Here is a 1438-nt window from a genome sequence, read left to right on the forward strand (position 1 = left end):
CCCCCCCCCCCCCCCCCCCTCGCCCCCCCCCCCCCCCCCCCCCCCCCCCCCCCCCCCCCCCCCCCCCCCCCCCCCCCCCCCCCCCCCCCCCCCCCCCCGGCGTCCCCGGGCCCGGCGACGCGCGTGGCGCGAGCACCCCGTGACGGCGTGTACGCTTGACGGGTACCGAAGACCGCCGGTCGCCGCTCCCTCCCGGGGGTGGCAGAAGGCCCCGTGCACACGGGCGACCTGCGCAGGTGAGCACCAGCCTCGAGAGTCCCGACCTTCGACGCCCCGCGCTCCTGCGCCGGGGCGTTTCGTGCGTTCAGGGCCTGATCGGCTCCCCCGAGACGAAGGAAGGAGGGCACCCGTGCCGAAACCCAGGAACATCGCGGCCGTGAAGGAGATCACGGCCCTGTTCGAGGCGTCCAACGCCGCCGTGCTCACCGAGTACCGGGGGTTGTCCGTTGCGCAGATCACCAACCTGCGCAAGGCGCTGGGTCCTGACACGACCTACGCGGTCCTCAAGAACACGCTGACCAGCATCGCTGCGAAGGAAGCCGGCGTCACGGCTTTCGAGGGGCTGCTGTCGGGCCCCTCCGCGATCGCCTTCATCACCGGTGACCCGGTGGAGGCGGCCAAGGGTCTGCGTGACTTCGCGAAGGCCAACCCCCAGCTGATCGTCAAGAGCGGCGTGCTCGACGGCCGTGCGATCAGCGCCGAAGACGTCAACGCCCTGGCCGACCTGGAGTCCCGCGAGGTCCTCCTGGCCAAGGTCGCCGGCGTCCTCAAGGCCAGCCAGTCCAAGGCCGCGGCCCTGTTCCAGGCGCCGCTGTCGAAGACCGTCCGCACCGTGGAAGCGTTGCGGGAGAAGCAGGCCGGTTCCGAAGCTGCCTGACCGGGCAGCTCCGCGGACTCGACCACACCCGCCCGCAGGCGCACTCCTGCGGATCACCCCAGCACAGGAAGGACCGCCACCATGGCGAAGCTCAGCACCGAAGAGCTCATCGACGCGTTCAAGGAACTGACCCTCATCGAGCTCTCCGAGTTCGTGAAGCAGTTCGAAGAGGTCTTCGACGTCACCGCCGCGGCCCCCGTGGCCGTCGCCGCCGTCGGTGGCGCCGCTGGTGGCGCCGCCGCCGCCGTCGAGGACGAGAAGGACGAGTTCGACGTCATCCTCGCCGCCGCCGGTGACAAGAAGATCGGCGTCATCAAGGAGGTCCGCGCGCTGACCTCCCTCGGCCTCAAGGAGGCCAAGGACCTCGTCGACGGCGCCCCCAAGCCCGTCCTCGAGAAGGTCAACAAGGAGACCGCCGAGAAGGCGAAGGCGCAGCTCGAGGGCGCCGGCGCCACCGTCGAGCTCAAGTGATCTGCGCCCCGGCCTGACCGGGGCGCACCTCGCCGCTGGGGGGGGGGGGGGGGGGGGGGGGGGGGCGCGCCGGCCGGGCGGCGCGCCACC

General features: G+C 72.9%; 2 protein-coding genes. Both read left to right on the forward strand.

The annotated features are described in order from the left end of the window. The first annotated feature begins 349 nt into the window (after positions 1 to 349). Positions 350 to 877, forward strand: a complete 528-nt coding sequence (gene rplJ, locus ACRYRX_RS22550) for a 50S ribosomal protein L10 (RefSeq protein ID WP_432515440.1) — start codon at positions 350 to 352, stop codon at positions 875 to 877. An 81-nt stretch (positions 878 to 958) separates the two neighbouring features. After that, a complete protein-coding gene (rplL, locus tag ACRYRX_RS22555) occupies positions 959 to 1348 on the forward strand; it encodes a 50S ribosomal protein L7/L12 (RefSeq protein WP_432515441.1) in 390 nt (129 codons plus the stop codon). Positions 1349 to 1438: the final 90 nt, after the last annotated feature.

Source organism: Kineococcus lubricus (assembly GCF_050871965.1).
GTDB lineage: Bacteria > Actinomycetota > Actinomycetes > Actinomycetales > Kineococcaceae > Kineococcus.